Genomic DNA, 23,205 nt, shown 5'->3' on the forward strand with positions numbered 1-23,205 from the left:
ACACGGCGGCAGATGTACGCAGAACAGACTCGTTCGGACCTTCTGGATTCCGCGCGCCGGCATTTCACGACGACCGGCTACAACAGCGTGACCGTCGACGACATCGTCAGCAGCATCGAAGTCAGCAAGGGCACGTTCTACTACCACTTCTCCGACAAGCAAGCGATGTTCAGCGCCCTGCTCACCGAATGCCTGACCGAGACCGCCGATACCGTCACCACGGCCATCCGCCTCCTGGACAAGCCCGGCGCCAACGGCCCGCAGGTCGCCGCCACGTCAGCATGGGTGTACCTGTCCCGATCGCGTGACGACAGGACCTACCGGGAGCTCATGCGCCAAGCGCCGATGGTCCTCGGCGAGGAGACCTACCGCCACATCGACGAGACCATCGTGCTGCCTCCCTTGGTCACACTCATGGAGACTCTTGCCGCTCGTCATGAACTGAAGGCCGGCGTGCACACCCATATGGCCGCCCGGATGCTCATGACCATGTTTGTCACCGCCAACAGCATCATCGCCGAATCCGATGATCCCGCAACAACAATGACAGAAGTCGCCGATACGATCGCCACCATGTTCAGCGGGATCGTGCTCGGAGACGTCCCGCTGTCGCGGGCCGCCGCTAACGGATAGCCAGGAACAGGAGTGTGCGCAGGAAGGGGCGCACCGCGAACGCCGTCCAGCGCAACGGGAACCATCCCACCCACTTCGGAGTGAACGCAACTGTCCAGCGCACCAGCACCTTGTTCCCATCAGCGGCGAGCTCCCAACGCTCACCGAATGCCTTGAGAACCAAGGGAACCGAAACACCGGTCCCGATCGCGACCAGCTTGAGGCCCTCTTCGCTGTGAACTACCTTCTCGGTGATCGCGAACAGTGGAGTGCGAGTCACCACCTGGTCACCCGATCTCACCGGGCCGGACACAAAGGGAATCGTCTCCAGGTAGCCGCCCTCGGAGACCTGAGTCCACACCCGCTCGACGGGCCCCGGCACGGTGACCTGCGCGGTGACAGCGAACGATGCCCCCTTGTCGAAAAAGTCGGTGTCCGGCATGGTCACCCCGAAGCGTCGCGGCCCGCTGTCGCCGGAAGCCAGGGCGAAGAGCACCACAGCCCCCAGCAAGCCCCCGAGGGCCAGCACTCCCACGACGATCCCGATCAGCACCGGAGTGGACATGGTCCTCCTTGAGTACGAGTTGCCATTAACTGACTCGCGAGTCAGTTAGCAAGCTAGCCCTCCTACCAGCACCCACAGAAGCGCAATCGCACAAGTTCGTGACCGAGGCCAGTCTGAGGCGCCCATTTCTTGTGACCCAACCCCGTATCGCTACCGGCGGCCGCACGCAAACTTGCGTCGACAATTCGGGTAGCTCTACTCATGTTCTATCGGGCCTCAGCTGCCACCGTGGTCTCATGAGCACATCGGAGCCCACCGTCCGCGCCTCCACGGCGTACTACGTTCAGTCCGCAATCGCCTTCGCGGTCGCATTCGCCTCCACGCTGGGCGGCATCGTCTACCTACCGATATCACCGTGGCCCCGCGCGTTCCTCGCGGTGTGCACCCTGTTCTTGGTCACCAGTTGCTTCGGGCTGGCCAAGGTCATCCGGGATACCCACGAGTCACAACAGGTCCGCAACCGCATCGACGAGGCGCGCATCGAGCAGATTTACGCCGAGCACAACCCGCTGAAACCGGCGATCTAGTTCAGCACCCGATCACCGGCACGCAACAAGGCACTAGGCACCTCGTGCCCGACGACCGATTGCACCACCCGGGCGGCCGCGATCGCGGCTTCGAGGTCCACATCGACGCCGATACCGCTGTCCCGCAGCAGATACACCAGATCCTCGGTGGCGATGTTGCCGGTCGCGCCCGGCGCGAACGGGCAGCCACCGAGTCCGCCGATCGAGGAGTCCAGCCGCGTCACTCCGGATTGCACAGCGGCGTACGCGCTGGCCAAACCAGATCCACGGGTGTTGTGAAAATGTGCGCCCAGCGGTGCATCACCGACGATGGGCCGCACCGCCGCAACGAGATTCGCGACGCGGCGCGGTGTCGTAGTGCCGATGGTGTCGGCAACGGCGTAACGGTCCACCCCCCAATCGCGGGCTCGGCGCACGATGTCGAGCACTCGATGTTCCGGGGTGGGCCCGTCGAAGGGGCAGTCCCATGAACAGGCCACTATCACCTCCACCGTGGCATTGGCTTCACGGGCGAGCGCCACGATTTCCTCGATGCGCGCGGTGGCCTCGGCGCTGCTAGCGCCGACGTTGGCTCGACTGTGTCCATCGGATGCCGACACCACATACTCCAGCGAGGTCAGTCCCGCCGCCAGGGCACGCTTGGCGCCATTGGGGCTGGCGATGAGGGCAGAGAATTCGATATCCGGGTGGTTGTGCAGCTGCGCCGACAACTCGGCGGCGTCGGCCAGCGCGGGCATCTTGGAGGGTGAGACGAATGCGGTGGCCTCCACCTCTCGCACCCCTGTCGCCGCTATCGCATCGAGCAGTGTCAGCTTGTCCGCCAACGAGATCGGTGCCTCAAGCTGAAGTCCGTCCCGCAGCAGGACCTCGCGGATGGTGACGTGGGCAGGCAGACTCATACGACCCCCTCGGCCCGCAACTTCTCGATATCCGCGGCGCTCCTGCCCAGCAGTCCCCCAAAGACGTCCTCGTTGTGCTGGCCGGGCCGGGCCGGGCCGGCGTTGCGGACACCGCCTGGCGATTCGGACAGCACCGGGACAACGCCGGGCCCCAGCACCGACCGGTCGAGCCGTTCATCGAAATGTTCGACGAGCATCTCTCGGGCCTTGAGCTGTGGGTCCTGCACCACATCGGCGACGGTGTTGATAGGGCCTGCGATGACACCGGCCGCACTGAGCACGTCGATGATGTCGGCGGGTAGATGCCCAGCCGCCCATTCGGCGATGATCGCGTCGAGTTCATCCTGATTGCGGCCCCGCGCAACGTGATCGACAAAGCGCTCATCAGTGCTCAGCTGCGGCTGATCCATCGCTTCGCACAGCCTGCGGAACACGGTGTCTTGATTGGCCGCGATGACCACCCAGCTGCCGTCCGCGCTCTGATAGATGTTCGATGGCGCAATGCCCTCCAGCCGGGTTCCCGACGGACCACGCACCACCCCACCCACGTCGTAATCAGGAATGGTGGATTCCTGCACTGCCAAACAACTCTCGGTCAGTGCCGTATCGACGATCTGTCCGCGACCGGTGATGGTTCGCCGGTACAGCGCGGCCAGCGCACCCTGGGCGGCGAACATCCCGGCAAGGGTGTCACCGATCGAGAGCGCCATCCGGGGCGGCGGACCGCCCGGAAAGCCGTTGAGATGCCGCAACCCACTGGCGGCCTCGGCCACCGAGGCGTATCCGGCCTTGTGCGCGTCCGGACCGGTCTGCCCGTAACCGGAAACACGAACCAAGACGATGCCCTTGTTGCGTTCGGCCAGAACGTCGTAGCCAAGGCCCCATTTCTCCAGGGTGCCGGGCCGGAAGTTCTCGACGATCACATCCGACTTCTCGACGAGATCGAGGAACAGCGCGCGTCCGGGCTCGGTCCGCAGATCCAGAGTGATGGCCTTTTTGTTGCGTGCGTGCACCGTCCAGAAAACATGGTGCCCATCGACCTCGGCCTGCCCCCACGTCCGCAGCGGATCCGGCGCACCGGGCGGCTCGATTTTGAGCACCTCGGCGCCCATATCCCCGAGTAACCGCCCTGCGAAAGGCCCGGCGATCAGGGTGCCCAACTCCAGCACCCGGATCCCATCAAGAGCACCCGTCATCCCAGTGACGCTACCCCGAACCACATGACCGTCAGCATCGTGTAACCACTGGCACTACTTCTTCAGGGGCAGACATCCGCCTGTCTCAGAAGAACGCTTTGGGGACGGGACATCCGACGGTGATGACGCAACGTGATCCCACCGCCCGGCGCGGCCTGCGGGCCGTTCCGGCAGGTAGCGACCACTACGCGGACTGGCAGTCCGTGTATCAGGACAACGCTGTCTGGGTGTACCGCACCATCTACGCCCGGGTGGGCAACAAACCCGACGCCGAGGACCTGACGGCCGAGGTGTTCCTGGCTGCGCTGCGCCCGCTGCGCCTCACTGTGACGAAAGCCGAGGTGCGGGCCTACTTGCGAACGATCGCGCGCACCGTACTCGCCGCGCATTGGCGCGAGACGCTCGGCCGTGAGATCACCACGATCCCGGATATGCAGGACATCGCCGATCTCCCGCCCGAAGCCGAAGAGTCCATCAGCACCGCGCCACAACACGCGAAGGCCGTCTTGGACGCGCTCCCGGCCAACTATCGTCGAATTCTGGAACTGCGTTTCCTGCAAAGCTGTTCGATCAAGGAGTCCGCCGCCACGATGGGTGTCACCGTCGCCAATGCCAAAGTGCTGCAACATCGAGCACTGCGCCTGGCCGCCCAAATCAACGAACAGGATCTCTCATGAACCCGCGCGGGCTGCGCCACTACATCGACGACCTGCTCCGGGGTCGCCGGCCCAAGCCATTTCGGCCCGACGACTTCGAAGCAGCACAGATCCGGACCGCAATCGAATTGCGCGCGAGCCGTCCCGGTGATGACGCTCCCAGCCAGGAGTTCCTCGCGGGCCTGCAGGGTCGCCTGGCCGAGCAGATGGGCGAACCGCCCTCTACCGCCGAGCAAAGGCGACGGCACGCTCCTACCCGCCGAACAGTCCTCGTCAGCACCTCGGCGGCCGCGGCCGCCGCTGCGGTGGCCGTCACCACGGACCGTCTGATCAACCAGAAGCCCGAGGTCAACCCTCCGCAAGCCTCGGACGAGATCGTCCCCAACGCCGGGAGTTGGCAGCGCGTGGCCGCCAGTAGCGCGGTCCCCGAAGGCGGAGTGCATCCGTTCGACCTCGGATTCGTCAACGGATTCGTGCGCCGGGTGGGCGGTCAGATCGAGGCGGTATCGGGTGTCTGCACCCATCAGGGGTGCAAGCTCTGGTTCGACGGAGCACATGACCGATTGCAATGCCCTTGCCATACAACGTCATTCGCCACCGACGGGCGGGTCATCACCCACCAGCTACCCATCGCCCCCAAGCCGCTGCCCACGTTCGAGGTGCGCGAGGCCGACGGTCATATCGAGGTGTTCGCACCCGACCGCCCGGTCTGATCCGGCTGTAACCCCCGCCGCTATCTCTGTGCGGTGGTCCGCGACTCACGGCGGACTCCTCCATGGAAAGGGGCCCACATGTCGATGTCTCGACGGCGTTGCACCGCACTGGTTGCGGCAGCAGCGATCCCATTAGCAGCATGCGGCGGCGGTAGTAGCGGAAGATCCGATGCGCCGCTGTCGATCGTTTCCGATGCCGGCGGTGCTCCCGGGCTATCTGGGCCCGGCATGCCCGGCGCCATGGCGCCGCACGGCAGCACTCCAACGGCACCCGCGCCTGTCGGGCCCGCTGTCGACATCGAGAACTTCGCGTTCAATCCCGCCACCTTGACGGTGCCCGCAGGCACCACCGTCACCTGGACCAACAAGGACGAAGAACCGCATAACGTGGTGTCCGAAGATGGCACCTTCCGGTCTCCGGGGATGGACGCCAAGGGGACCTTCTCGCATCAATTCACCAGGCCAGGTACTTACCAGTACGTGTGCGGCATCCACCCCTTCATGAAGGCCACGGTGGTAGTGCAATGACCGACGAACGGGATCCACAGAGCATGAGCCGGCGCCAGCTGATCCGGCACACCGCGTGGTTCGGCGCTGCGGTCGCATTGACAGTGTCCGGCGGAGAGGTGATTTCGCACGTTGCCGGTTCTACCGCTCCAATCAGCAGCTCTCGCCCGGCGCTGCGGTTCGCGCAGATCAGCGACAGCCACATCGGGTTTACGGGCAGCGCGAACGCCAATGTCGTCGACTCGTTTGACCATGCGATCGGCCAGATCAACAACCTGGACTACACCCCGGATTTCATCATCCACACCGGAGATCTCACACATCTGGCCACCGACGAACAGTTCGATCAGGTCAAGCAGATGATGTCCGATATCGACACACCACACGTCTTTACCGTTCCAGGGGAACACGATTCGGTTGACGATGCGGGGCAGAAATACCGTGGCGTGTTCGGCGGCGGTACTCGCGGCGATGGGTGGTACAGCTTCGATATCGGGGGCGTCCACGTAATAGGACTGGTCAACACCCTCAACCTGAAGAAGCTCGGCCACTTGGGTGGCGAACAGCTCGAATTCATCCGCAAAGATCTCGCACCGTTGTCGGCGGACACCCCGATCATCGTGTTCAGCCATATCCCGCTGTTCGCCATGTACCCCGAATGGGGTTGGGGTACAGATGATTCCGCGCAGGCACTGAGCTACATGAAGCGATTCGCGTCCGTGACATGCCTCAACGGGCATGTACACCAGTTGTTCACCAAGACCGAGGGAAACATCACCTTCTACAGCGGCACGACGACGGCGTACCCCTTGCCTAAACCGGGCGACGGTCCAGCTCCCAAACCTGTCACGCTGCCTGCCGGCCAGCTGCACGAAATCCTCGGCATTCGGGAGGTCAGCTACGTCAAAGGTGGCCAGACCCTTGCGATCAAGGAAGACAAGCTGACATGAACATCGCATATCGTCTTGCTCTGGCAGTGTCGCTGGCTGTCAGCGGGTACTCCCATGCTCACTTGTACACGCATGGTTATCAACAGATTCCGGGAATCGGGCCTGCCTTCCTCGTGCAGGCCAGCGCATTCTTCACGTTGGCCGCACTGATCACGGCAGGCGCGCCTGAGTGGATGGTTGCAGCCGCCGGTCTGGGTTCGGTGAGTGCGCTCGTGGCGTTCGCGTTATCGCGTACCGTCGGCCTCTTCGGATTCTCCGAACGCGGCTGGAATCCCGCACCTTATGCGGTGATCAGCGTGGTCACAGAGCTGGCCGCCGTCGCCCTGGCGGGTGTGCTGTTCGCCAAGTGCGTGCGGCGGCCAGCTCCGGCAACCCCGACGTCCCGGACGGGGTCGCTATCGCAACCGGTGACTACTTCGTGGTGTAGCCACCGTTGATCAGGATGGTCTGCCCGGTGATCCACCAACCGTCGCTGACGAGGAACCGGATGAACGGAGCGATGTCTTCGATATCGGTCAGTCCGGTCTTCGAGAACGGCGAGAGCGCGGCGGCCGTCTTGTGGTACGCCACCGCGTCTTCACCTTCCGCCGGGTAGAAGAACGGGGTGTCCATCGGACCCGGGCCCACGGCGGTCACCGAAATGCCGCGCTCCCCGAATTCCTTCGAAGCGGCGCGAGTGAAGTGCTCGACGGGCGCCTTGGTCCCCGCGTACGCCGCGTAGAACGGGGTATACGCACCCAGCAGCGACGTCACCAGCGTGACGATCTTGCCGTTGTCGTTGACATGCTTCCCGGCCTCCTTGAGGAACAGGAAAGCAGACTTGGCGTTCACCGCGCTCGCGGAGTCGTACTCCTCCTCGGTGATCTCGGTGAACGGCTTCTTGATGACCTTGCCGACGGTGTTGATCGCGATGTCGGGACGCCCAATCGCTTCAACGGTGTCTGCGAACAGTTTGCTTACCGCGTCCCCGGTGGTCAGGTCTCCCTGGAACGCCACTGCCTTCGCTCCGGCCGCTTGGAGGGCAGCCACCGTCTCATCCGCGGCATCCTTGCTCGACGGGCTGTTGTAGTGGATCGCGACCGCACCAGCGCCGTTGGCGACCAGATCCCGGGCAATGAGACCACCTAGATTCTTGCCGCCACCGGTGATAAGAACAGTCTTGCCCTTTAGTGAATGATCTGTCACTCGAGTATCTCCCTCTAGTACGTTGTGGCCTTGTCATTGCGGGTGGGCTCCACGATCGCCCATATCTCCATACGAATCGTAGGTTTAGGTAGCACAAGGGAAAACCACATTATTCTTGTATAAACACAATCAGGAGTTGTCATTGCAGATGAGCGCGACAGCAGAGGGTAGTTCACTGGTCAATTTGCTGGATTCCCGGCGATTGTTTCAGTTCGTCGTGGCCGCGGAAGCCCCGACGCTCGCGGCCGCGGCGGCCGAGCTGTTCATCACGCAACAGGCACTGTCGTCGGCGATACGCCAGCTCGAGCGCGACCTCGGCGTCGCGCTCTTCTCACGCGCGCAACGCAGCCTGCAACTGACCGATGCCGGCCACGAGCTGTACACCGGTGCAAAACCACTTCTAGCCGGAATACGCGTGCTGGCCAATGCGACACGAAACCACTCGAATCCCCAGCGGGCCTTTGTCATCGGACACTCTCCGGCGATTTCCAGTGAGGAGGTCTACCGGATCATTGAGCCGACGGTCATCGCGGATCCCACAGTGTCGATCACCGTCCGACAGGTCTTCCCGAGCACCATCGGTGATGGCCTCCTGGACGGCTCACTGGACTTGGCCCTACGGCGCGGGGTGGATATGCCCGCAGATTTGGCCACCGACACCCTGCTGTATCAGCCGTTGCGTATCGCCGTCGTGCGCTCTCACCCCCTTGCCGCCCACGATCGCATCGACATCACGGAGATCGCCGAGCACCCCATCGTGGTGTGGGCTCCACCTCGACACTCGTACTACACGGACTTGCTGGTTTCACATTGCCGTCGAAGCGGTTTCGAACCCCAATTGCTGGTCAATCCGGTGCAGGGCACTCCGCCGCATACGGCCGTGCTGGCCCACCCCGATCATTGCGCGTTCGTCACCGATGACCCCGGCGCCGTCTACCACGGCAAGGTGAAGGTGATCGAGATCGCCAATCCCCCATTGGTTCCCGTTCAGGCGGTCTGGCTCCCGCATTCAGTGTCGAGCGTCCGTAACAGGCTTTTCGAGAATGCCCGTGGTGCAACTGTTGTCAGCGCGGGATCGCAGTTGGAAGATGGAGACATCCGGGCAAGCATTCCGAGTCCCTCCCATGTCGCACACGCATCGGATGTTCAGTGATCGCCAGGACGCGGGCCGCGTACTGGCAGGCATCCTTGCGCCGTACCGGGAGCAGGATGTGGTGGTGCTCGCGTTGCCTCGCGGCGGAATACCGGTGGGGCGGGAGATCGCGACAGCCCTGAATGCCCCGTTAGAGGTGCTGGTCGTTCGTAAGCTCGGCGTACCCGGACACGAGGAGTACGCGATGGGTGCCATCGCCAGCGGCGGAGAGGTAGTCGTCGACGAGGGCATTGTGCGCACCATGGGGATCAGCCAGGAACAGCTTCGAGCCGTGACCGCCAGCGAGCGTCGCGAGCTTGCCCGGCGCGAACAGCTGTACCTGACACATCGCAGTATCGAAATCGAGGGCAAGACAACCATTCTGGTCGACGATGGCGTCGCCACCGGGGCCACGATGCGGGTCGCACTGCTCGTGATCAGGCGAACATCGCCGGCTCGGGTGGTGGCGGCCGTTCCTGTTGCACCTCGATCGGCGTTCCACCGATTCAATTCCCTGGTGGACGATTTCGTGGTCGCCTGTTGTCCCTCTCCATTCCAGGCAGTGGGGGATGCGTACGAGGACTTTCGTCAGGTCTCCGACGAAGAGGTCCGTGCCCTGCTCTCGCCGCAGATCACCAAATAGTCCGGTCGGGCGCATACCGTGGTGCCATGCGCCTGGTTGTGATGGCAGTCCTCCCCCTCGCCCTCCTGGTGGGCTGTGGCGACGGCGGGCTCGATACGCCACGAGCAGCAGCCGATACCTCGGCGACTACCCCGACCGAGGTCGCGCTTCCCGCTTCATCTGTCGTGTTTGAGGACGACGCACGAATCCTCGACAGCCGTCCGATGACATTCGACACGTGGAGTCGGTCCCCCGACGGCACGGCCGTGATCGTGCACTTCACCAGCGGCACCCCACAGTGCCACGGCGTGCACGCCACCGTCCGAGAGACCGACGACGCCGTCGCGGTTGCGTTGCGCGGTGGTACGCCGCCGGAGGCCGCAGGCAAGGCCTGCATCCTGATCGCCGTTCAAGGCAGCCTCGCCGTGCCACTGGCGACCCCTCTCGGCGACCGAAGAGTTCTCAGCGTCTCGTGACTGTCACTTCACGGGGTCGTGTTTAAAGCTCACCCTGACGATGCCGTGGTCTCCGGTACCAGTCTCCCGATGATTCTCGAAGTTGAGATGATCGTTGTTGATCAGCAGCCCTTCGAAGAGCCACACCCGCTTACGGCTGTGGTCATAGAACTGCTCGCTCACCATCACGTGGTCGAGCGACTCCCGCAGATCTTGATGCACGTGGGTGTAATACACGTCGCGGGTATCCCGGTACTCCTGCAACGTCTGCGCCGAATAAAGACCAAAATCACTGCCCCCCTGCGAGTCTCCGACGAGATAGCGGGGCTGGCTCGTCAGGATGTTGGCCGTGTTGCTCTCCTTGCCGTCGTTGATATCGCCCAGTACGACGACCGGAGTCTCCGTGTCGCGCATGACACCGTTGAGCAGCACCCGTACGGCTACCGCCTCGGCCGTTCGGCGGATGGTTGAGATCCCATCGCCCAGCGCCTGCTGATGTGGCCGATACGTCGCCGAGGACTTCTTGTACCAGGCCTCCTTGCTGATCTGCGTCGGCAGCTTGGACTTGAGGTGCACCACAAAGATTTCCGTGGCCGGTTCGTCGTCGCGCAGCTGAACCTGAAAGTTCAAGACCGGCCGGGAAAAGCTCTTGATCGAGACGTCGATGACAGGTGCCTGGGGATCGGCCGGGTCATCCCTGGATTCAAGCCGCACCGCCTTGGGGAAGTCGGTTATCCATTTGGGCTTTCCGGTGAGGAGGCCCTTGCGCACCAACGCGGCGCAGGTAATCGAGGTTCCTACCGCCGGAGTGGCCAGGACGTCGTACTCGTCGGCCAGGCCCTGCGGATCTACCGCAAGGACCGCCTCCAGGGCACTTTTGCTCCACACTTCCTGCAGGCCGACGATGTCGGCGCCGAGAGTCCCCAGTTGCCATGCCGCCCATTCGGTCTTGCGCTTGAACTCCTCGGGAGTCCATGGCTTCGACGTGGCATAGAGCGGAGTGTCTGCGTCCTGCAGGTTGTACATGTTGAACGTCGCGACGCTGAAGGTGGTGCGGGCCATGCTCGTCAAGGTATTCCGCGAACCGTCGAACGTCGAGAGTATTCACCCGGTTGCCACTCATCAGTCACACCCGAACGCTCACCGACCGCGAGCACGCCAGGTGGGGTTCTCGTGTTGTTTCCTGTCCCGCCATGTTCCGTGGCTAACTTCCAGCCATGGACATGGGTCTGGCGCCCTCGGACGTCATGGATCCGATGTATTGGCTGGGCGAGGGCGGACTATTCGGCGGCGCCGTCCTGGCCGGCGTCATAGTCATCGTCTTCATCGAAACTGGCTTACTGTTTCCCTTCCTGCCCGGTGACACGCTGTTGTTCTCCGCGGGGCTGATTGCCGCTCAGCCGAATTCCCCTGTCTCGATCCAGGTGCTGGCGCCATGCGCGGCGTTAGCGGCCCTACTGGGAAGTCAATGCGGGTACTTCATCGGACGCCGGCTCGGCCCGGCATTGTTCAGAAAAGAAGACGCACGTTTCTTCAAACAGCGGTATCTGACCGCCTCTCGAGAGTTCTTCGACAGACACGGACCCAAGACGCTGCTCGTCGCGCAGTTCATCGGCGTGGTCCGCACCTTCACCCCGGTCATCGCCGGAATGTCTGGCATGAGGTATCCAATTTTCTTGCTGTACAACGCTATTGGTAGTGCGGCATGGGGTGTCGGGCTGACGACGGTCGGCTACTTTCTGGGTAACGTCGCCTTCGTCGGTGAGCATCTGGACGTCTTCATCCTGGTGATCGCCATCTTGTCGACGCTCCCGGCCGCCGCCACAGCGGCCAAGGTGTACTTGGAGAAGCGGCGCGCAGTCACCGACAGCGGCTAAGCACCCGTCGAGGTTTGGCGGTCGTAATGCCGCTTCACCCGCGCACGGTTACCGCATTTCGGGGTGCACCACTCGCGACGGGGATGTTCCTTGACGAAATAGAGCACGCAGTGCGACGACAGGCAGGCCCGCAGCCGGTGACGTTCCGGGCCACCGAAGAAGTCGATCGCCTGACGCGCGATCAGACCGACCGTCAACCGTGCTTGCGATCCGTGGGCCGTCGCCGCCCTGCTGGGTTCTCCGCCCACCGGCCATACCAGCTCTGCCCGAGCACGAGCAAGCGTGTTGATCATGGTGACGGCCTGGGTGTGCGTCATGCCCGATGTCGGCGGTCTCGGATCTGCGGTGACCTCCGCGGCCAGACACCGTAGGGCGTCACGCAGAGCCCGCAGATCGTCGGCGATGAACTGGGCATCCTCCAGCGAGAAGGCAATAGTGTGCGCCCCCGATTCGGCCAGTATCCGATCCGCCATAGCCTCGAGCCACGCATGCACAGGCTGATCGCCCTCCAGAGCATCCATTACCTCTCCGCGCCCACCGCGGACGGTGTTCATCAGCTCCACGGGGAGCGGCTCACCCAAGATGGCGGCGATAGTGCCCGACGTGCTCGTTTCCATGCCACGACCTTATCTCTCCTAATGGATAGGACCACTTGTAACCATGTGTCCTATCTAACAGTGCAGAGGAAATACCGCCTAATGTTTAAAGGTTCCTCTAAGCGTTAGAACTTTCCGACGGTGGAAGGAACCGCCATGAACACCCAGATCACCTCATTCACCCGGTCGGCCATCCGATCGGCAGTTTCGTTCATGGTGGCGCTGGCCGCACTCGGGGCGATGGCCGTGGCCTCATTCGCAGTCACCGCACAAGCCTCTGCGTCCGCCGGGGGCGGCTCGTCGGCCGCCGACACCGTGAACCAACTACAGGCGCAGGGTTACACGGTTCAGTTGAACGGCATCGCAGACACACCACTATCGGAGTGCGTGGTGACCGGTGTCGAAGGACTGCGCGGCGCCACCGCTTTCTCCACGGTCTACGTCGACATCTCCTGCCCCATCCACAACTGAAGACACGCTACAGAAGCTAACGCGGACTGCCCCCGGTCGAATGGCCGTGGGGAGTCCGCGTTTGACGTATTCGGTTGTCTTGCTTAATCGAACAGGCCGGTGCTCGAGATTATTCCGGCCCCGGCTGACTGACTTATCACAGGTGATGACGGATTGCAGCCGATAGCGCTCACGTTATTAGAAGCATCGCAAGTAGATCTTCAAAAGCATTGGAGCACAGACAAAATGACCGCTATCACCGCCACCTCGCAGGCAATCTCCACTAACGCTCGCCGCGTTGTCGCCGCGGCCGGCATCGGTCTCGCGATCCTGGTGCCCACCTTCGCCGCGATCGAATTGGCAACGGCCCCCACCTCCGCTCTGGTCGCTGGCGCCGGTAACAACGGCTCAGGGGGCAACAACCGCGACCACGCCCGGCTGGGCACCGGCCAGTACACGATGAACACCTCCGGCCCACAAATGCGGTACACCCCTCCCGCTAGTGGCCAGTACATCGGCGGCATCAACTAGTCCGTCGGAAACACTAAGGGCCCCTTCCGGAATAACCTCCGGAGGCGGCCCTTAGTGTTGTTCGGCGCTAAGCCCGATTGGGACTAGGGCAGGATCAGCGGACTTCGAAGTACTCATCGTGGTAGACACCTGTTCCCGCCGCACCATCACCCACGACAACACCGCGAAATACTGCGTGCACCTTGTTCAACCAGCGGTACTGGTCACTGCCGGTCTCGAAATGTGCATGTCCCCGCAGGATCGCCCCGGCCGAAAAACCTGCCGACATATCGCACCGGCCGTGGCCGTGTATGTAGATCACCGCACCATCAGCGGTCCGCATTGTTCCTCGATAATCTGCGGTACCTGTCCCTTCCGGCCCGATAACGAACCAGTCGGCATTCGCGCCGCCGAGAGTCTGCGCGGAAATCCCTCGGCCCTCCAGCTTGCCCTCCGGGATTTCGATAACCACTCGGGTGCCGGCCGGCGTGGCGGGCAGTACTACGTACTGAGCCACGTGCCAGACACCGCGGAAAAGCGGCACCAAAGAGACGCCCTCGTCAACACCCGGCAGTTTCTCCTCGAACGTCAGCATCACTGACCTCCATTCGGTGAATTTACCTTGCCGCATCAAGGTAAACCCAATACTTTGAGCCGTCAAGGTAGAATGTGTCGATGGGCCAGCCTCGAACTCGCCGACGCCCCGATGAGGCGAAGTCGTTGATACTCAAAGCCGCTGAGGCGCTTCTTGTCGAGGCCGGTCCGCACGCCGTCGAGGTACGTGCCGTCGCCAGCCGAGTCGGCATGACCGATGCGGGTGTCGCTCACCACTTCAAGAACCGCGACGGTCTGCTCGTGGCACTGCTGCATCACGGCGGTACCCGGATCCGCGATGCGGTCGCGAACGCCACTCACGATTGGGTCAGTCGCGGAGCACAGGTGTCCGAGTTGGTGGACTGCGTCGCAGATGTCTACGAAGACGGCTACGGGGAGTTGGCCATCGCCCTTCACGCTGCGGGGTGGCGCGATGACGGTGCCGGGCTACTCAATCCCGTCGTCGACACCCTGCATGCCGCCCGGAAATCATCGTACGGTCGCCGACCGCCGCGCGATGACACGCGTCTTGCCGTCGCCGCCCTGCATCAGGCGCTGGCGACCGAAGCTGCTTACGGCGCGGCGTTTCGCCGTAGTGCCGGCATTCCCGAACCAGACGCGAGCCGAGGCCGCCAACAACGGCGGTGGTGGGTACGCACCCTCATCACGGTTCTGGACATCGATGAGACGCTCTCAACAACGGCCAGCGGTCGCTAGGGCAGGATCGAATCCACGTACCCGCCGTCGGCACGAACCGCAGCGCCCGTCGTGGCGGATGCGAACTGGGAGCTGAGGTAGACGACCAGGTTGGCAATCTCTGCCGGTTCGATCAAACGCTGCAGTAGCGACTGAGGCCGATGCTTCTTCATGAATTCACGCTGCGCCTCGTCCCAGGGCAGCGACTTGTCGACAAGCTGATAGACGAAGTCCTCCACGCCCGCGGTGTGCGTAGGTCCGGCGATGACGGAGTTGACCGTGACCCCTGACCCAGCCGCATCCTTCGCGAATCCTCGGGTGACCCCCAACAACGCAGTCTTGGAGACGCCGTAATGGATCATCTCCTGCGGGATGACAATCGCAGAGTCACTGGCGATTTGAATGATGCGACCCCATCCAGCCTCGATCATCCCCGGCAAGTACACCCGGATAAGGCGCACGGCAGACAGCACATTCACCTCGAAGTAGTTCCGCCACTGTTCATCGGTGATCTCACGTGCCGGTACAGCACCGAAGATGCCCAAGTTGTTGACCAGGATGTCCACCTCGGGGAGCTGCTCGCGCAGCAGCTCCACTCCCTCGGCAGTCGAAACGTCCGCGGCGACTCCGATGACACTGCCGTTCTGAAGCCCAATCTCGGCGATCGCTTCGTCCACGCGGTCCTGCGACCTCCCATTCACCACGGCCCGCGCACCACTGGCGGCAAGCTGCCGCACAATTTCCAGTCCGATGCCCTGTGTGGAACCTGTTACTAGCGCGGTCTTACCGGTCAGGTCGATGTTCACGTATTCATTGAAGTCGCACCGCACCCGAGTTCATTCCCGAACAGCCTGATTGACTGAAGACCATGATCCGGTTGCATCGCCCGCGGGTCCGCTGGACCGGGCGCAGCGTCATCCCCACCTGGCGAGTCAGAAATGTTCACGAACGGCTCTTCCCCGGAACAACGCTTGACGATGTCTCACCCTTGTTCGCAACCCTCGGCACACCGGCGGATCGGTTCTGGCCCGGAACCGACTGGAGCCCAATGGTTCTGGATCGGGCTGCCTCCAAGGGAGCGCACGGCGGACACGGAGGAATCCGTTACACCTGCACCGCCCATCTCCCCAATCGACTCGTCGAATTCACCTTTGACGATGTCAATGGGAGGGCCGTCGATGGCCGTCACGTCTTAGAGGCGGTGCCCCGGCGCGCCGGAACACTGGTGCGGCACACCCTCGATCTCGAATGCAGTGCCAGCGATTGGATCGAGCTCAAGACTCTCGTCGTCCCAGCGCACGACGCGGTTGTCGAACAACTTCTTGACAACATCGAACGCTCCATCACCGGGGCCGTCACGCGTCCACATCGATGGGGACTTCGTGTGCTGTTGATTCGTCGGCTCTTTGGCCTACCAACGACAATGGCGCCATGGTCGGACACGTGATCACCCTGGGCGATCCGGTCGATGTCGCCGCATTACGTTGGCATTGGGCACAAGAAGACCTTCAAGGCCACCACATCGCCGAGACACCGCCGCCTGAGTTCGTGTCTCAAGTCGCGTCCTGGATGATTTCGCGCACCGTCTGGAAGGCGCACTACCAGGGGCACGCCGTTGGAATGGTGTGCGTGACTACGCATGAAAGGATGCCCAGTCCTAGCCCTCGATCGGCAGCAAGCTGGGGATATCTAGGACACTTGTACGTCTTCCCATCCGCGCGAGGTCGCGGCGTCGGCGAAGGACTCATTCAGACCGCACTTGCGGAAGCCGAGCGTCGACACTACGCCAAACTCGTTCTCTCCCCGACCGAACAGTCGATGCCCCTCTACCGACGATCCGAGTTCACAGATACCCACACCATGATGGTGTGGCGGCAATAGGCCTCAGCGCCGACACGGAGGCCCAACCGAAGTCGGACCGCACCCGAGTTCATTCCCGGGTGCGGTCCGTTTCACTCAGACATTCCACCTCGGAAGCTGGATCTCCCTCACGCAGCTGCACTCAACAGCAGTCATCTCTAAACAGCGGCAAGTTGGGCTGTCGTATCCGACTCCACTCGGTGAATTCGCTGCGGCCACCAAAACCAGCGACCCATGATCGCGGCGATCGCCGGAACCATGAAGGAGCGCACAACCAGCGTGTCCAGCAGAAGACCTATACAGATAGTGGATCCCACTTGCCCAACAGTCCGTAGGTCGCTGACAACCATGGCCAACATCGTGAAAGCGAACACCAGGCCTGCAGTGGTTACAACTCCTCCAGTACCACCCATAGCTCGCACCAGGCCTGTTTTGATTCCGGCACCAACCTCCTCCTTCAGCCTGGAAATCAGAAGCAAGTTGTAGTCAGATCCGACCGCCACCATGATGATGAAGGAGATTGGAAGAACTAGCCAATTCACATCCTTACCCAGGATATGTTGCCAAACCAGGACCGAAAGTCCGAATGCTCCCGCGAAAGAAAATACCACTGTTCCGAGAATAACAATCGCGGCGGCAAAACTTCGAATAATCACCAACATAATCACGAATATGAGCGCAAGAGTTGCGATCGCGGCAACGGCCAGATCGTACCAGGCACCCTGCTGAATATCCCAGAAATTTGTTGCCGATCCACCAATGTATACATCCGAACCTGCCAACGTGGTGCCTTTTACAGATTCGCGAGCAGCCGCGTAGATAGCCTTAGTGCGCGTTATCCCCTCCTGAGACATAGCTTCACCTTGATGCGTAACAATGAAGCGCGCAGATTTTCCATCCGGAGAGACATAGAACTTCAGGTCAATTTGAAAATCTGGATTGTCGAATGCTTCCGGCGGCAAGTAGAAGAAGTCATCGTTCTTGGCTGCGTCGAAGCTGCGCCCCAGGTCTCGCATGTTTCCACCGAGTTCAGAAATCTGGGGCATCAATCCTTGGAAGGTGCTCTGCATTGTAAGCAGTAACGTCTGCATACGAGACGTATTATCGATCATTCTCCCGAATTGATCGGCTATCTGCGGCAACACAGACGCCATGACTCCGGAGCTTGTTACCGATTTGTCGATCTCGTCCACCATCTTGTCTAGGCCGTCCAAGAGATCAAAGGTGGACCGCAAGGCCCAACAGATGGGGATTTCGGCGCAGTGTTGCTCCCAATAGAAATAGTTGCGCAACGGCCGGAAGAAGTCATCTACATTCGCAAGTTGGTCACGCATCTCTCCGGCGATGGCGCGCATTGACTTCGATGAGTCGTGACCTAATGCCGCGGCTGCGGCCTGCTCGTTGGTTAACGCCTGCATACGACGAGTGAGAGCGATCATATTCGTCAGCGTGTCTGACATTTCTGTCATGTCGGCCATTCGGTCGTCTATGAAACGAATATTCTCGCCGATCTTACTGCCCATGTACCCGAGTGAGAAGGGTAGGGAGCTATGTTCCATCGGGATTCCCAGCGGCCGGGTAACACTTTGAACCATGGCAACTCCCGGCACGCGAAATACATTCTTGGCTACCCGATCGAGGGCGAGCATGTCGGTCGAATTTCGTAAATCGTGATCCGACTCTATGAGAAGCATCTCAGGTGACAATTTGCTCTGCGGAAAATGCCTGTCCGCAGCCTGATAACCAAAGTTGGAAGGAGTGTTGGTGGGCTGATGCTCCCTTTCGTTGTAGCTGATTCTCAGCGTCGGCAAAGTAAGAACTCCAACGAGCACAGCCGCGGCGCTCGCGATCAGGATCGGCACAGGCCATCTGACGACACTGGCGCCCACTCGACGCCAACGCCGAGTCTTTATTGGCCGCTTCGCGTCAAACCACCCAAAGCGACTTCCCACGGTCAAAAGTGCAGGCCCGAGGGTGAGTGCCGCAACCACAGCAACCATCAGGCCCGCGGCGCACGGTATGCCCATCGTGCGGAAGTAGTTGAGTCTGGTGAAGCTCAGACAGAAGGTCGCACCGGAAATCGCCAGACCTGATCCCAAAATCACATGCGCTACCCCGCTAAACGCCGTGTAGTAGGCCGATTCTCTATCCTCGCCGCGAGCACGGGCTTCCTGATACCGGCCGATCAAGAAGATCCCATAGTCGGTGCCTGCGCCGATGACCAGCGACACCAGCATCGAAGTAGTGAACGCCGAGACCTGAGTTACACCAACATGTCCGAGAAGGGACGCGATGCCGCGACTCGCCATTAGCTCAATAATGACCGTCGCTAGCACCATCAGTGCCGTAGCCGCGGATCGGTACACGAAGATCAAAATGACCGAAATCATCACGATCGTCGCCAGCATCATCCGGTTCAAACTCAAATCGGCACTACGAAGCGAGTCCGTGGCGAGCGGCGCCGCCCCCGTGACATACGTTTTCAACCCTTGAGGATGGGTCGAGCTATCGACTATTTTTCGAACAGAGTCAATCGATTGGTTGCCAAGCGCGGCACCGGAGCTGCCTGCCAGGCGAATGAGAACGTACGCAGCCTTGCCGTCAGCGCTCTGGTTCGCCGCAGCGGTTGTCGGATTTCCCCAGAGGTCCATGACGTACTGCACGTGCTCTTTGTCCGCCGAAAGACGTTCCATCAAGTCGCTGTAGTAACGATGCGCGGTGTCGTCCAGCGGATTTTCGCTCTCCAGCACGATCATCGCGACGCTGTTTGAATCCGATTCTTGGAACGCCTCTCCGATTCGCACCATGGCGAGGGAGGATGGCGCGTCGTCGGGAACGAGCGGCACCGCACGTTCTGCGACGACTTCCTCTAACTGAGGCACCGCACCGTTTACCGCGAGCACAATCAAGACCCACAGCACAATGATCGGCAGGGACAACTTTCGGACGATTTTAGCGAACAGCGGTCGCTTAACATGACTGTTGTTCATGCGGACAGCACCGTGCAAGAAACGGCCGCATGGTCGGCGGACACCGTACGTTCAGACCGCACTAAACCGTTGACTCTGATACGGCATCCCACGAAGTTGCCGTCGGTCTGCACCATGATGCTTGCGACCGCCGAGGTCTCAACCGTTGTTTCCAGGTGAGACCACGGCAAGGTGACGATATCGACCTGAATCGGAAGTGTCTTTACGTCTAGATAGTTCAAGGTTCCCGATTCCTTCAAGTCTCCGAATACTTCGTATGTAATGTTTTTCGGGTTGAACTGAACAATTTCCGAGCCGATACCGGCGACCGCCGTCGACGGATCACGACCCACGCCGAACCTCCCACGTACCTGCCACACCGATATCCCGGCGACTATTACCACGCATAGGACAACCAATCCCAGCCACGCCCGTTTGAGGAACGAAAACAACATCTTGATTGCCTCTCACAGTTAGCTTGGAATCACCGATTAACTCTCTTAACCGACCCCACCGCCGCACTCGGGAGGCCGACGTACACGATTGGCCGGCACTCCTTCTTCCTGGTTTCCGGAAGAGTGAGGCCGACCCACCCACGGAACCATATACCGGTAGGGGGTATATGGCAAGCATCCCTTCTGCCGGAGTGGCTAGTTCGTGCATCAGGCTCATATCTCACGTCCACGCATCGCGTCGAAGGCCCGACACATACCTCGCGCTCGTGTCGCCGGCACCCGGAATACCCTGATATCCAGCGTAAATAGCCCTGGCGAGCGACACCAAACGGATGCCATCGGGTCGATAGGCAGCCCCAAGAGGTGAGGCCCGAGCCTCGAGGTGGAAGTCATACACCCCTTTTGCATACCCCTATCGGGTATGCAAAAGGGGTGTATGTGCTCGAGGTGACAAGGACCGTGACATCCATCGAGTGCATGCCGCGCACCGCGGATTATCCGCCTCAAACGCCCCGAACCGATCTTCTGACCTACCGTTCATTCGCGGCACCACGGCATAGGATTCGGCGAATTTGGCATTGCTGAGGCGCGAAGGTAATCGGCCGCAGGCACAGTGGTAAAAGGGTCAGGAACTCTTGTCGAGCTCCTGACCCTGAGCGTTGAGCTAGCTAGAACTACTCGTTCTTATTTCTCTATCTGTTGCCGTCCCCGACCTCGACACTGCCATCACTGGTCGATTCGTCTGCCTTGGCGTCCTCGGAACCGCCGCAACAGCACGACGAGCCGGACACGGTTTCAGTGTCAGAAATTCCCTGCTCACTATTTTCGGACATCTTATTAATACCTCTCCTTCTCCTATTTTGGACCGCTGATAGCGTCTTCAGACGGAAATGCTTTTGAAACGGCGCAGACGAAGGCTGTTTCCCACTACGAACACACTCGAGAACGCCATCGCAGCACCCGCCAGCATGGGATTCAACATCCCCAGCGCAGCAATTGGAATTGCGGCGACATTGTATGAGAAGGCCCAGAACAGATTGGACTTAATGGTGCTCAATGTCCTACGAGACAGTCGAATGGCGTCAACAGCACTGCGTAGGTCTCCACGTATCAACGTGATATCAGCAGCTTCAATCGCGACATCCGCACCCGTACCCATCGCCAGTCCGAGATCGGCCTGCGCAAGCGCCGGGGCATCGTTGACGCCGTCACCCACGACCGCCACAACCTTGCCCTCAGCCTGCAACCGAGTGACCACGTCCAACTTGTCCATGGGGAGTACCTCGGCGATGACTTCCTCGATACCGAGTTCGGCAGCAATCTGCTGTGCGACCGCCGCGTTGTCCCCCGTCAACAGAACGGGGGTCAAGCCCAGGCGGCGTAACCCGGCTACGGCTTCAAAACTGGTTGGCTTCACGGTGTCGGCGACCACCAGGAGCCCACGGACCTGCCCGTCCCACCCAACGACGACAACCGTTTTGCCTTGATGCTCCGCGCGGGCCTTGGCCTTCGCCAGTTCCTCGGTCAGGGCAGGCAGCGAATCTGCCAGAAACGACTCGCGCCCCACCAGGACAGCGCGCCCGTCGACTGTTCCCCGCACGCCCCTTCCCTCTACGTTCGTGAACTCGACGGGTGTGGGTAGGTCTGGGATCTCGTCCGCGGCGGCCCGCGCAATCGCCTGCCCGATCGGATGCTCCGAGGCGTTCTCGAGTGCGCCCGCCAGTCTGAGCACCTCGGCTCGGTCGGTACCCGGCGACGCCAGCACCTCGATGAGGGTCATCTTCCCGGTCGTCACGGTCCCCGTCTTGTCGAGCACCACGGTGTCGGCTTTGCGCGTGGACTCCAACACCTCGGGTCCCTTGATCAACACACCCATCTGGGCACCGCGTCCGGTGCCGACGAGTAGCGCCGTGGGCGTGGCGAGGCCGAGGGCGCAGGGGCAGGCGATCACGAGCACCGCTACGGCAGCCGTAAAGGCTGCGGATACCGGGAACCCGGCCCCGAGCCACGCGCCGAGGGTCATAGCGGCGATCATGATCACGATCGGCACGAACACACCCGAGATCCGGTCCGCGAGGCGTTGCACATCCGCTTTGCCGGTCTGTGCGAACTCGACCATTCTGGCCATTTGAGCCAGTTGTGTATGCGTGCCCGCTCGGGTGGCCCGCACGACAACCTGCCCGCTGGTGTTCAGCGTTCCGCCTGCGACAGCGTCACCCTCGGTGACTTCGACGGGGACCGACTCCCCCGTCAACATCGACGCATCCACGGCAGAGACGCCGGACACCACTTCACCGTCGGTGGCGATCTTTTCACCTGGGCGAACGACGAATAGATCACCCACAGAGAGCTCCTCAACGGGGATCTTGGTCTCCACTCCGTGGCGCAAGATCGAAACCTCTTTTGCGCCGAGCTCAAGCAGCGCTCTCAATGCCGCGCCGGCTTCCCTCTTGGAACGCTTTTCGAAGTATCGACCTGCCAGAACGAAGGCGGTGACCCCCACCGCCGCCTCAAGGTATATGTTTGCTGCGCCGTCGGACGGTCCTATAGTCAGCTCAAACCGGTGTGTCATGCCGGGTGTGCCAGCAGTGCCCAAAAACAACGCGTACAGCGACCACAGATATGCGCTGATCGTGCCGACCGAGATCAACGTATCCATCGTCGCGGCGCCATGACACAGGTTGGTCCATGCCGCTTTATGGAACGGCCAACCCGCCCACACGACGACAGGCGACGCCAGGATGACCGAAGCCCATTGCCAGTAGGTGAACTGGAGGGCAGGCACCATCGCCATGGCAATGACCGGGACGGCCAACATGAGGGCGCCAAGCAGCCGGGTACGCAAGGACACCAGCTCCGCGATGGCGCCGCTGGGCTCGCCACCCGATTCTGGGCGATGCACAGCCGGTACCACCAGCGACGCGGTGTAACCGGTCCTTTCTATCTCGGCGAGCAGTAACGCCGGGTCGTATCCCTCCGGCGCCGACACTGTCGCCTTCTCGGTCGCGTAATTGACCGTGGCACTTACGCCGTCGAGCCTGTTCAACTTGCGCTCGATCCTGTTCGCACAGGACGCGCATGTCATCCCACCGATATTCAGCTCGACATCATGGGCCTTAGCCGGATGTAGCGACGCCGTCATGACTTCTCCTCATAGTTCCTGTGCTGCCGACGATTTC

At 61.5% G+C, this 23,205-nt stretch carries 27 protein-coding genes; 16 read left to right on the forward strand and 11 right to left on the reverse strand.

Features of this window, described 5'->3' with window-relative positions; translation table 11 throughout:
- Positions 1 to 12: 12 nt before the first annotated feature.
- Positions 13 to 633 carry a TetR/AcrR family transcriptional regulator gene (locus tag HBA99_RS23470; RefSeq protein WP_030097483.1) on the forward strand — a complete coding sequence of 207 codons (621 nt, stop codon included), beginning with the start codon at positions 13 to 15 and terminating at the stop codon, positions 631 to 633.
- Here the strand turns inward: HBA99_RS23470 and HBA99_RS23475 are convergent.
- The gene (locus tag HBA99_RS23475) at positions 623 to 1,177 is read right to left on the reverse strand and encodes an SRPBCC family protein (RefSeq protein WP_030097484.1); all 555 of its coding nucleotides are present in this window, start codon (positions 1,175 to 1,177) and stop codon (positions 623 to 625) included. The genes HBA99_RS23470 and HBA99_RS23475 overlap by 11 nt on opposite strands.
- Positions 1,178 to 1,413: 236 nt before the next feature.
- Here HBA99_RS23475 and HBA99_RS23480 point away from each other — a divergent pair, with 236 nt between their 5' ends.
- Positions 1,414 to 1,704 (forward strand): YiaA/YiaB family inner membrane protein, encoded by a 291-nt coding sequence (locus tag HBA99_RS23480; RefSeq protein WP_057967542.1) that lies wholly within the window; start codon positions 1,414 to 1,416, stop codon positions 1,702 to 1,704.
- Here HBA99_RS23480 and HBA99_RS23485 read toward each other — a convergent pair.
- Both HBA99_RS23485 and HBA99_RS23490 read right to left on the reverse strand, forming a co-directional pair.
- On the reverse strand, positions 1,701 to 2,603 hold the full coding sequence (locus tag HBA99_RS23485) for a hydroxymethylglutaryl-CoA lyase (RefSeq protein WP_070922373.1): 903 nt from the start codon (positions 2,601 to 2,603) through the stop codon (positions 1,701 to 1,703). The genes HBA99_RS23480 and HBA99_RS23485 overlap by 4 nt on opposite strands.
- Positions 2,600 to 3,799 carry a CaiB/BaiF CoA transferase family protein gene (locus HBA99_RS23490; RefSeq protein ID WP_070922374.1) on the reverse strand — a complete coding sequence of 400 codons (1,200 nt, stop codon included), beginning with the start codon at positions 3,797 to 3,799 and terminating at the stop codon, positions 2,600 to 2,602. The genes HBA99_RS23485 and HBA99_RS23490 overlap by 4 nt, the downstream gene beginning before the upstream one ends.
- A gap of 122 nt (positions 3,800 to 3,921) precedes the next feature.
- Between HBA99_RS23490 and HBA99_RS23495 the strand changes: the two genes are divergently transcribed.
- The 5 genes from HBA99_RS23495 to HBA99_RS23515 all read left to right on the forward strand — a co-directional run bounded on the left by HBA99_RS23495 (position 3,922) and on the right by HBA99_RS23515 (position 7,062).
- The gene (locus HBA99_RS23495; protein WP_070951856.1) at positions 3,922 to 4,476 is read left to right on the forward strand and encodes an RNA polymerase sigma factor; all 555 of its coding nucleotides are present in this window, start codon (positions 3,922 to 3,924) and stop codon (positions 4,474 to 4,476) included.
- Entirely contained in the window at positions 4,473 to 5,168 is a 696-nt protein-coding gene (locus HBA99_RS23500) for a Rieske (2Fe-2S) protein (RefSeq protein ID WP_070922376.1), read from the forward strand. The genes HBA99_RS23495 and HBA99_RS23500 overlap by 4 nt, the downstream gene beginning before the upstream one ends.
- 78 nt (positions 5,169 to 5,246) lie before the next feature.
- A complete protein-coding gene (locus HBA99_RS23505) occupies positions 5,247 to 5,696 on the forward strand; it encodes a cupredoxin domain-containing protein (RefSeq protein WP_070951855.1) in 450 nt (149 codons plus the stop codon).
- A complete protein-coding gene (locus HBA99_RS23510; RefSeq protein WP_070932106.1) occupies positions 5,693 to 6,625 on the forward strand; it encodes a metallophosphoesterase family protein in 933 nt (310 codons plus the stop codon). Before HBA99_RS23505 ends, HBA99_RS23510 begins: the two co-directional genes overlap by 4 nt.
- Positions 6,622 to 7,062, forward strand: a complete 441-nt coding sequence (locus tag HBA99_RS23515; RefSeq protein WP_070932103.1) for a hypothetical protein — start codon at positions 6,622 to 6,624, stop codon at positions 7,060 to 7,062. Before HBA99_RS23510 ends, HBA99_RS23515 begins: the two co-directional genes overlap by 4 nt.
- Here HBA99_RS23515 and HBA99_RS23520 read toward each other — a convergent pair.
- Positions 7,037 to 7,810 (reverse strand): SDR family oxidoreductase, encoded by a 774-nt coding sequence (locus tag HBA99_RS23520; RefSeq protein WP_057967545.1) that lies wholly within the window; start codon positions 7,808 to 7,810, stop codon positions 7,037 to 7,039. The genes HBA99_RS23515 and HBA99_RS23520 overlap by 26 nt on opposite strands.
- Before the next feature lie 148 nt (positions 7,811 to 7,958).
- Between HBA99_RS23520 and HBA99_RS23525 the strand changes: the two genes are divergently transcribed.
- Genes HBA99_RS23525 through HBA99_RS23535 form a run of 3 tightly spaced genes read left to right on the forward strand, consistent with a single transcriptional unit; the run spans position 7,959 to position 10,040 of the window.
- Positions 7,959 to 8,963, forward strand: a complete 1,005-nt coding sequence (locus tag HBA99_RS23525) for a LysR family transcriptional regulator (protein WP_070932101.1) — start codon at positions 7,959 to 7,961, stop codon at positions 8,961 to 8,963.
- Positions 8,953 to 9,585: a phosphoribosyltransferase gene (locus HBA99_RS23530; RefSeq protein ID WP_070951854.1), complete on the forward strand. Its 633-nt coding sequence runs from the start codon at positions 8,953 to 8,955 to the stop codon at positions 9,583 to 9,585. The genes HBA99_RS23525 and HBA99_RS23530 overlap by 11 nt, the downstream gene beginning before the upstream one ends.
- A 26-nt stretch (positions 9,586 to 9,611) precedes the next feature.
- The gene (locus HBA99_RS23535) at positions 9,612 to 10,040 is read left to right on the forward strand and encodes a hypothetical protein (RefSeq protein ID WP_070951853.1); all 429 of its coding nucleotides are present in this window, start codon (positions 9,612 to 9,614) and stop codon (positions 10,038 to 10,040) included.
- Positions 10,041 to 10,043: 3 nt separating this feature from the next.
- Here the strand turns inward: HBA99_RS23535 and HBA99_RS23540 are convergent, their stop codons facing one another.
- On the reverse strand, positions 10,044 to 11,081 hold the full coding sequence (locus HBA99_RS23540) for an endonuclease/exonuclease/phosphatase family protein (protein WP_070950438.1): 1,038 nt from the start codon (positions 11,079 to 11,081) through the stop codon (positions 10,044 to 10,046).
- A gap of 155 nt (positions 11,082 to 11,236) precedes the next feature.
- Here HBA99_RS23540 and HBA99_RS23545 point away from each other — a divergent pair, with 155 nt between their 5' ends.
- Complete coding sequence (locus tag HBA99_RS23545) at positions 11,237 to 11,896, forward strand: DedA family protein (protein ID WP_070950437.1); 660 nt, start codon at positions 11,237 to 11,239, stop codon at positions 11,894 to 11,896.
- Here the strand turns inward: HBA99_RS23545 and HBA99_RS23550 are convergent.
- Positions 11,893 to 12,513 carry a CGNR zinc finger domain-containing protein gene (locus HBA99_RS23550; RefSeq protein WP_070932093.1) on the reverse strand — a complete coding sequence of 207 codons (621 nt, stop codon included), beginning with the start codon at positions 12,511 to 12,513 and terminating at the stop codon, positions 11,893 to 11,895. The genes HBA99_RS23545 and HBA99_RS23550 overlap by 4 nt on opposite strands.
- A gap of 135 nt (positions 12,514 to 12,648) precedes the next feature.
- Between HBA99_RS23550 and HBA99_RS23555 the strand changes: the two genes are divergently transcribed.
- Both HBA99_RS23555 and HBA99_RS23560 read left to right on the forward strand, forming a co-directional pair.
- Positions 12,649 to 12,963: a hypothetical protein gene (locus HBA99_RS23555; protein ID WP_057967551.1), complete on the forward strand. Its 315-nt coding sequence runs from the start codon at positions 12,649 to 12,651 to the stop codon at positions 12,961 to 12,963.
- Positions 12,964 to 13,188: 225 nt separating this feature from the next.
- Positions 13,189 to 13,473, forward strand: a complete 285-nt coding sequence (locus HBA99_RS23560; RefSeq protein ID WP_030097496.1) for a hypothetical protein — start codon at positions 13,189 to 13,191, stop codon at positions 13,471 to 13,473.
- A gap of 94 nt (positions 13,474 to 13,567) precedes the next feature.
- On the opposite strand, the gene HBA99_RS23565 is transcribed toward HBA99_RS23560, so the two are convergent.
- Positions 13,568 to 14,047 (reverse strand): DUF3237 domain-containing protein, encoded by a 480-nt coding sequence (locus tag HBA99_RS23565; protein ID WP_070932091.1) that lies wholly within the window; start codon positions 14,045 to 14,047, stop codon positions 13,568 to 13,570.
- An 80-nt stretch (positions 14,048 to 14,127) separates the two neighbouring features.
- Here HBA99_RS23565 and HBA99_RS23570 point away from each other — a divergent pair, with 80 nt between their 5' ends.
- Entirely contained in the window at positions 14,128 to 14,763 is a 636-nt protein-coding gene (locus HBA99_RS23570) for a TetR/AcrR family transcriptional regulator (RefSeq protein ID WP_070932089.1), read from the forward strand.
- On the opposite strand, the gene HBA99_RS23575 is transcribed toward HBA99_RS23570, so the two are convergent.
- Positions 14,760 to 15,548, reverse strand: a complete 789-nt coding sequence (locus HBA99_RS23575; protein WP_070932472.1) for an SDR family NAD(P)-dependent oxidoreductase — start codon at positions 15,546 to 15,548, stop codon at positions 14,760 to 14,762. The genes HBA99_RS23570 and HBA99_RS23575 overlap by 4 nt on opposite strands.
- 62 nt (positions 15,549 to 15,610) lie before the next feature.
- Between HBA99_RS23575 and HBA99_RS23580 the strand changes: the two genes are divergently transcribed.
- Both HBA99_RS23580 and HBA99_RS23585 read left to right on the forward strand, forming a co-directional pair.
- Positions 15,611 to 16,189, forward strand: a complete 579-nt coding sequence (locus HBA99_RS23580; RefSeq protein ID WP_081347665.1) for a hypothetical protein — start codon at positions 15,611 to 15,613, stop codon at positions 16,187 to 16,189.
- Positions 16,174 to 16,623, forward strand: a complete 450-nt coding sequence (locus tag HBA99_RS23585) for a GNAT family N-acetyltransferase (protein WP_070951852.1) — start codon at positions 16,174 to 16,176, stop codon at positions 16,621 to 16,623. Before HBA99_RS23580 ends, HBA99_RS23585 begins: the two co-directional genes overlap by 16 nt.
- Before the next feature lie 137 nt (positions 16,624 to 16,760).
- Here the strand turns inward: HBA99_RS23585 and HBA99_RS23590 are convergent, their stop codons facing one another.
- From HBA99_RS23590 to HBA99_RS23600, 3 genes are all read right to left on the reverse strand, one after another.
- Positions 16,761 to 19,592 carry an MMPL/RND family transporter gene (locus HBA99_RS23590; protein ID WP_070951851.1) on the reverse strand — a complete coding sequence of 944 codons (2,832 nt, stop codon included), beginning with the start codon at positions 19,590 to 19,592 and terminating at the stop codon, positions 16,761 to 16,763.
- Positions 19,589 to 20,026 carry an MmpS family transport accessory protein gene (locus HBA99_RS23595; protein ID WP_070951850.1) on the reverse strand — a complete coding sequence of 146 codons (438 nt, stop codon included), beginning with the start codon at positions 20,024 to 20,026 and terminating at the stop codon, positions 19,589 to 19,591. The genes HBA99_RS23590 and HBA99_RS23595 overlap by 4 nt, the downstream gene beginning before the upstream one ends.
- A gap of 880 nt (positions 20,027 to 20,906) precedes the next feature.
- Positions 20,907 to 23,168 (reverse strand): heavy metal translocating P-type ATPase, encoded by a 2,262-nt coding sequence (locus HBA99_RS23600; RefSeq protein WP_070951849.1) that lies wholly within the window; start codon positions 23,166 to 23,168, stop codon positions 20,907 to 20,909.
- Positions 23,169 to 23,205 lie beyond the last annotated feature (37 nt).

Source organism: Mycobacteroides chelonae (genome assembly GCF_016767715.1).
GTDB lineage: Bacteria > Actinomycetota > Actinomycetes > Mycobacteriales > Mycobacteriaceae > Mycobacterium > Mycobacterium gwanakae.

Coding starts and splice junctions, on each gene's coding strand:
- HBA99_RS23470 (WP_030097483.1), top strand. CDS start 13: ATGTACGCAGAACAGACTCGTTCGGACCTTCTGGATTCCGCGCGCCGG.
- HBA99_RS23475 (WP_030097484.1), bottom strand. CDS start 1,177: ATGTCCACTCCGGTGCTGATCGGGATCGTCGTGGGAGTGCTGGCCCTC.
- HBA99_RS23480 (WP_057967542.1), top strand. CDS start 1,414: ATGAGCACATCGGAGCCCACCGTCCGCGCCTCCACGGCGTACTACGTT.
- HBA99_RS23485 (WP_070922373.1), bottom strand. CDS start 2,603: ATGAGTCTGCCTGCCCACGTCACCATCCGCGAGGTCCTGCTGCGGGAC.
- HBA99_RS23490 (WP_070922374.1), bottom strand. CDS start 3,799: ATGACGGGTGCTCTTGATGGGATCCGGGTGCTGGAGTTGGGCACCCTG.
- HBA99_RS23495 (WP_070951856.1), top strand. CDS start 3,922: ATGACGCAACGTGATCCCACCGCCCGGCGCGGCCTGCGGGCCGTTCCG.
- HBA99_RS23500 (WP_070922376.1), top strand. CDS start 4,473: ATGAACCCGCGCGGGCTGCGCCACTACATCGACGACCTGCTCCGGGGT.
- HBA99_RS23505 (WP_070951855.1), top strand. CDS start 5,247: ATGTCGATGTCTCGACGGCGTTGCACCGCACTGGTTGCGGCAGCAGCG.
- HBA99_RS23510 (WP_070932106.1), top strand. CDS start 5,693: ATGACCGACGAACGGGATCCACAGAGCATGAGCCGGCGCCAGCTGATC.
- HBA99_RS23515 (WP_070932103.1), top strand. CDS start 6,622: ATGAACATCGCATATCGTCTTGCTCTGGCAGTGTCGCTGGCTGTCAGC.
- HBA99_RS23525 (WP_070932101.1), top strand. CDS start 7,959: ATGAGCGCGACAGCAGAGGGTAGTTCACTGGTCAATTTGCTGGATTCC.
- HBA99_RS23530 (WP_070951854.1), top strand. CDS start 8,953: ATGTTCAGTGATCGCCAGGACGCGGGCCGCGTACTGGCAGGCATCCTT.
- HBA99_RS23535 (WP_070951853.1), top strand. CDS start 9,612: ATGCGCCTGGTTGTGATGGCAGTCCTCCCCCTCGCCCTCCTGGTGGGC.
- HBA99_RS23540 (WP_070950438.1), bottom strand. CDS start 11,081: ATGGCCCGCACCACCTTCAGCGTCGCGACGTTCAACATGTACAACCTG.
- HBA99_RS23545 (WP_070950437.1), top strand. CDS start 11,237: ATGGACATGGGTCTGGCGCCCTCGGACGTCATGGATCCGATGTATTGG.
- HBA99_RS23550 (WP_070932093.1), bottom strand. CDS start 12,513: ATGGAAACGAGCACGTCGGGCACTATCGCCGCCATCTTGGGTGAGCCG.
- HBA99_RS23555 (WP_057967551.1), top strand. CDS start 12,649: ATGAACACCCAGATCACCTCATTCACCCGGTCGGCCATCCGATCGGCA.
- HBA99_RS23560 (WP_030097496.1), top strand. CDS start 13,189: ATGACCGCTATCACCGCCACCTCGCAGGCAATCTCCACTAACGCTCGC.
- HBA99_RS23565 (WP_070932091.1), bottom strand. CDS start 14,047: ATGCTGACGTTCGAGGAGAAACTGCCGGGTGTTGACGAGGGCGTCTCT.
- HBA99_RS23570 (WP_070932089.1), top strand. CDS start 14,128: ATGGGCCAGCCTCGAACTCGCCGACGCCCCGATGAGGCGAAGTCGTTG.
- HBA99_RS23580 (WP_081347665.1), top strand. CDS start 15,611: ATGATCCGGTTGCATCGCCCGCGGGTCCGCTGGACCGGGCGCAGCGTC.
- HBA99_RS23585 (WP_070951852.1), top strand. CDS start 16,174: ATGGTCGGACACGTGATCACCCTGGGCGATCCGGTCGATGTCGCCGCA.
- HBA99_RS23590 (WP_070951851.1), bottom strand. CDS start 19,592: ATGAACAACAGTCATGTTAAGCGACCGCTGTTCGCTAAAATCGTCCGA.
- HBA99_RS23595 (WP_070951850.1), bottom strand. CDS start 20,026: ATGTTGTTTTCGTTCCTCAAACGGGCGTGGCTGGGATTGGTTGTCCTA.
- HBA99_RS23600 (WP_070951849.1), bottom strand. CDS start 23,168: ATGACGGCGTCGCTACATCCGGCTAAGGCCCATGATGTCGAGCTGAAT.